The sequence below is a fragment of the Streptomyces sp. NPDC059900 genome (assembly GCF_050270335.1).
Taxonomy (GTDB): domain Bacteria; phylum Actinomycetota; class Actinomycetes; order Streptomycetales; family Streptomycetaceae; genus Streptomyces.
Window position 1 is genome coordinate 1 of record NZ_JBNNJZ010000586.1, and the last position, 4,869, is coordinate 4,869.

General features: G+C 72.1%; 5 protein-coding genes. All 5 read left to right on the plus strand.

Annotated elements, in window-relative coordinates:
• Positions 1–68 precede the first annotated feature (68 nt).
• Positions 69–1,475, plus strand: coding sequence for a type VII secretion integral membrane protein EccD (gene eccD / locus ACQKIP_RS39695; protein ID WP_365854880.1), 1,407 nt, complete (start codon positions 69–71; stop codon positions 1,473–1,475).
• A 93-nt stretch (positions 1,476–1,568) separates the two neighbouring features.
• Complete coding sequence (eccB, locus tag ACQKIP_RS39700; protein WP_365854878.1) at positions 1,569–3,149, plus strand: type VII secretion protein EccB; 1,581 nt, start codon at positions 1,569–1,571, stop codon at positions 3,147–3,149.
• Between the two features lie 487 nt (positions 3,150–3,636).
• Positions 3,637–3,972 carry a hypothetical protein gene (locus tag ACQKIP_RS39705; protein WP_365854876.1) on the plus strand — a complete coding sequence of 112 codons (336 nt, stop codon included), beginning with the start codon at positions 3,637–3,639 and terminating at the stop codon, positions 3,970–3,972.
• Between the two features lie 88 nt (positions 3,973–4,060).
• Positions 4,061–4,369, plus strand: a complete 309-nt coding sequence (locus tag ACQKIP_RS39710) for a WXG100 family type VII secretion target (RefSeq protein ID WP_365854874.1) — start codon at positions 4,061–4,063, stop codon at positions 4,367–4,369.
• A gap of 118 nt (positions 4,370–4,487) precedes the next feature.
• Positions 4,488–4,869: type VII secretion system-associated protein (locus tag ACQKIP_RS39715; RefSeq protein ID WP_427745276.1), on the plus strand; the 382-nt coding region annotated here is incomplete at its 3' end.

The window sequence follows — 4,869 nt, forward strand, 5'->3', positions numbered from 1 at the left end:
ATTCGCGCGTCCTCACTCCCGGGGAAGTCCTCCCGGCAAAGCCACCACGGAAGACGAGAGTTCAGCTGATGACCGACAGTGCGGTGGCCGAACTGTGCCGCCTGACCGTACGTGCGCCGAGCGTGTCCGTCGATCTGGCCGTGCCCGCCGATGTGCCGGTCGCCGACCTCCTGCCCACGCTGCTGCGCTACGTCGGCGAGGAGGCCGAGGAGGCAGGGCTCGACCACGCCGGCTGGGTGTTGCAGCGCCTGGGCGACGCACCGCTCGACGAGGAGGCCACCCTGGCCCGCGCCGGGCTCGCCGACGGAGACGTGCTCTACCTGCGCCCGCACACCGAGGCGCTGCCCGAGGCACGCCTTGACGACCTGGTGGACGGGATAGCCGACACCGCGGGCCGCAAGCTGCACACCTGGCATGCCGGAGCGGCCCGCGGGCTCTTGGTGGGCACCGCGGTGGCGACCGTGGCGGCCGCCCTCGTGCTGGTGCTCTGGCCCGGCGTCACCGACTCCGGCTCCCGGCAGGCCGCCTGCGCCGCCGTGGCCGGGCTGCTGCTGCTCGCGGGCGCCGGATCGGCGAGCCGCGCGGTCGGCGACCGCCTCTCCGCGACCGCGCTCGGCCTCCTCGTCGCCCCCTGCCTGGCCCTGGCCGGCTGGCTGCTGCCCGGCGGCGACCTGAGCGGCCCGGACGCCGTGCAGGTCGCCGGGGCACGGCTGCTGGCCGCGGGCGCGGCGGGCGCGGGCGGCGCGGTCCTGGCCCTTGCCGCCACCGCGGTCGGCGCCCCCGCCCTCCTCGCCACCGCCCTGGTGTCGGTGGCGACCGCGATCGCCGGCGCCCTGATGGGCTACAGCGGCCTGGGCGCCCCGGCCGCGGTGGCGCTGGTGGCGGCGTTCGTCACGCTCGCCGCCGGAGCCGTGGCCCCCTTCGCCTTCAAACTGGCCGGCCTGCGCTTGCCCGCCCTGCCGTCCACCGCGGGCCAGTTGCAGGAAGGCATTGACCCGTACGCGGGCGACGAGGTCGCCCAGCGCACCGAGCTCGCCGGACGCTGGGTCACCGCGCTGTTCGCCGCCACCGGCACCATCGCCGCTGCCGCCCTGATCGTCCTCACCCACCGCCCCGGCCTGCCCGCGGTCCTGGTCTCCCTCGTGCTGAGCCTGCTGCTGCTCCTGCACTGCCGCGGCCTCGTCCACATCGGGCAGCGCCTCACCCTGGCCGTCCCCGGCGTCTGGGGCCTGCTGCTGCTCGCCCGCGCCTGGGCGGTGGACAGCGACGGCACCGGCCGCCTGGTGGTCTTCGCGGTGCTGTTCGCCGCGGCCGCCGGACTCGTCGTCGCCGCCTGGACGGTGCCAGGACGCCGGATGCTGCCGTACTGGGGCCGTGCGGGGGAGCTGGCGCACACCCTCTTCGCCGTGGCGCTGCTGCCGCTCAGCTGCTGGGTGGCGGGGCTCTTCGGCTGGCTGCGCGGCCTGTTCGGCTGAGCACACCCGCCCACCGGCAAGCCCCCGGGCAGCTGCCCGCCGGGGTAGGGAACCCGCCCGCCGGGACACGGACAAGGAGTCGTAGGAGAGGCCGTGCAGTCCAAACGAGACCAGGTACACGCCCACAGTTTCATGATGGGCAGACTCAGTTCGGGCCTGCTCACGGCCGACCCCGACGCCCCGGAGAGCCCGCTGGGGCGCACCACACGCGGCGTGATCTTCGGCGTCCTCGTGACCGTCCTGATCGGCGCGGGAACCGTCGTGTACGGGCTGCTGCGCCCCGGCGGCAACGACGCCTGGCGCGACGGAAAACACCTGGTGGTCAACAGCGACACCGGCGCCCGCTATCTGTGGACGGACACCGACGGCGTCCTGCACCCGGTGCGCAACTACGCGTCGGCGCGGCTGGTCGGAGGCGCGGACCTGGCGGCCGTCGACGTCCGCACCGCCTCGCTCAAGGACGTCCCGGTGGGCAGCCCGGTCGGCATACCCGGCCTGCCCGACACCGTGCCGGGGCCCGGCGAACTCGACTCCGGGGCCTGGCACATGTGCGTCACCGGGGCCGGCGGCGCGCTGCCCGACACCACCGGCGCCGTGACGGACACCGGGGTGAACAAGCCGGGGGCCACCAGCATCGTGGCCGGGGCGCCGCTGGACTCCCGGGACGTCGACAGCGACCGCGGGGTGCTCGTACGCGGCCCCGACGGCACCGAATACCTGGTGTGGCGCGGCAGCAGGCTGGCCCTGGACCGCGCGTCCGACGCCCGCAACGCGCTGGGCTACGGCTCCAAGGAGCCCATGCCGGTCTCCGCGGCCTTCCTCGACGCTCTGGCTCCCGGCCCCGCCCTGAGCCCGCCCAAGGTGCCCGGCCGCGGCGGTGCCGGCCCCGAGATCGAGGGCCGGGACAGCCGGATCGGCCAGGTCTTCAAGGTCGTCGTGCCCGGCGGCGGCAGCACCTACCACCTGCTGCGCAAGGACGGCACGGTGCCGCTGACCCGGCTCGGCGCGGCCCTGGTGCTCGGCGACCCGGCCACCCAGAAGGACGCCTACCAGGGGAAGTCGCCCGAGGTGCGCACGGTCGGCGCGGCCGTGCTGCGCGAGCACCGGGCGAAGAACCCGGGCCCGGACGCGTCCGCGGAACTGCCGGACGCGCCGCCGACCCCGCAGAGCGCGGCGCGCGGCACCGCGCTCTGTGCGCAGGTGGACGGCGGCGACGGCGGCGCCCGGATCCGTTCGGTCCTGGTCCCGCTGACCCGGCTCGCCCCGGTCGCGGTGGCGGACGCCGCCGCGCAGCCGCTGAGCCCGGCCTGCGTCCCCACCGACGCCACCGTCGTACGCCCCGGTCGCGGCGCCCTGGTCAGGGCCCTGCACGCGAGCGGCGCCGCGCACGGCGGCACCACCTACCTGGTCGCGGACAACGGCGTGAAGTACCGCGTCCCGGACAAGAATTCGCTGGCGGCGCTCGGGTACGGCGCCGGGGACATCGACTCGGTCCCGGCACCGCTGCTCGCGTCCTTCCCGACCGGCGCGGACCTCGATCCGGTCGTCGCGTCCGGCGCGGCGAAACCCAAGGTCACCGCTCCGGACTGCGGTGAATCCGGCCGATCGGGGCAGGACGGGAAGGACGGCGGGGACGCCGGTGCGGGCAAGGCTGGCACGGCGTCGCGGGACTGAACCGGAACGTTGATTCCGGCAAGAGGCGCATAGGGGCCCGAACGAAAGGAAAGGGGCGATAGCGGGGAAAAGGTCGAGGGGAATGTGGCGCGGGGCTGTGAATTCGGTGCCGCCGTGACGCCGACGCGCTGCCGGATAGGCGAGCGAACTCTCAGGGGAAGCTCAAATATTCCGGGCAGCCGTGCCCGCGTAATCCCGTGGATGTCGCCGAAATCGACCATCCACGTGACCGTTCGGCGGCTCCCGGTGCCCGCTTTTTGCCCGTATCACGAGCCGTCGGTCCGCCGGTGGCTTCGCCAATCCAGGTCCGGCCAGGGCTATCTGTTCATCCCGCTGCAATCCTTGGACAACTCCGTTGCCACACGGCTGAATTCAACTGGTCCGCCGATGCTCAGATCTTCCCCACTCGCGTTGCGCGGAACACTGGGTTCTCTCTAGCCTCAGCGGGAACGGTGCGATGAACGCACCTGGACGAAAGGAGTGCGTCATGGCGGACAGCGCCGCAAGGAAAGCGGACTATGCCAAGGGCCTGGGAGGCGTCTCCTCTCTGGAGACGGCCCGCGACCAGGTCGAGAAGGTGCAGAACAACGTCGCCGAGATCGCCGCGCGTTCGGGCGTCGGCGGTGACGAGGGCCAGGCCCTCCTGAAGCTCTTCCGCAGCTGGAACACCGAGGCACAGAAGGTCGTCGTCCAGATCAGCACGATGATCGACGCGCTCCAGGAGAACGTGACCTCCGCCAACCGCCTGGCGAAGGAGAACCAGGACCTGACCGAGGTTCTCAACAGCAAGACCAGCCAAGGCGTCTTCGAAGCGCTGAGCTGACCCCCACCGCGGCACCGGCCGCCCCCCGTGTACGGCCGGACTTCGTGAGCTTCCCGGGCCCGGCGCCCGGCCTTCCAGAGGAGACGTCATGTCCGAAGGCATCATCGATCTGCAGTATCCCAAGGTCCAGCAGGCCATCGAGGAGCTGACCGAGCAGACCCAGCTGATCATCAACACCCTCAACAACCTGGAGGACGAGCTGAAGCCGCTCGTGACCTCCTGGGAGGGCGCGGACCAGGAGAAGTACCGTGAGGTCCAGGCCCAGTGGGACCAGGCCACCAAGAACATGGCCCGGCTCCTCGGCGACAACGGCGAGCTGATCCGGTCCATCCACGACAACCACTCCCGTGACGAGCGCAAGAGCGCCGACAACTGGGGCAGTGTGCGCGCCCGTTAGTCCTTGACCGCCCACTCGGCACGAGGGCCCGCACCCGGTCCGGCGGTCGCCCGTCCGCGGCGCGACCGCCGGATCACCTCGTGTCCCCGTCCGGCACCGAGCAGCAGGAGAACGTCCCATGGCTGGTGAGAAAGCCGACGTCAAGCATTTCGATCTCAAGCAGATGGAGAACTTCCGGGACAACGAGGTGCAGCCGGTCTACACCGCCGCGAAGAAGCACCGCGAGGAGGGCGACGGATCCTCCATCCGTCCGCTCGGCCAGCTCATCGACGGGCACACCACCGCCGACAACCTCGACCAGAACCAACAACTGCTGCGCATCGGCAAGATGGTCTCCGAGCCGCTGGTCTCGGGACCGAAGCTGATCGAGGGGGTGCGCGCCGCGGCCGAGTCGATCGACAAGCTCCTCGGCGACCAGATGGAGCTCTTCAAGGAGCTCAAAGAGGCGCTCTCGGACACCATCGAGGAAGCCGGCAAGACCAAGGACAAGAACCTGAGCG

What these genes read in the sequence shown, in the direction of transcription:
- ACQKIP_RS39710 (WP_365854874.1), top strand. Translation starts at nt 4,061, where the DNA reads ATGTCCGAAGGCATCATCGATCTGCAGTATCCCAAGGTCCAGCAGGCC.
- eccD (WP_365854880.1), top strand. Translation starts at nt 69, where the DNA reads ATGACCGACAGTGCGGTGGCCGAACTGTGCCGCCTGACCGTACGTGCG.
- ACQKIP_RS39705 (WP_365854876.1), top strand. Translation starts at nt 3,637, where the DNA reads ATGGCGGACAGCGCCGCAAGGAAAGCGGACTATGCCAAGGGCCTGGGA.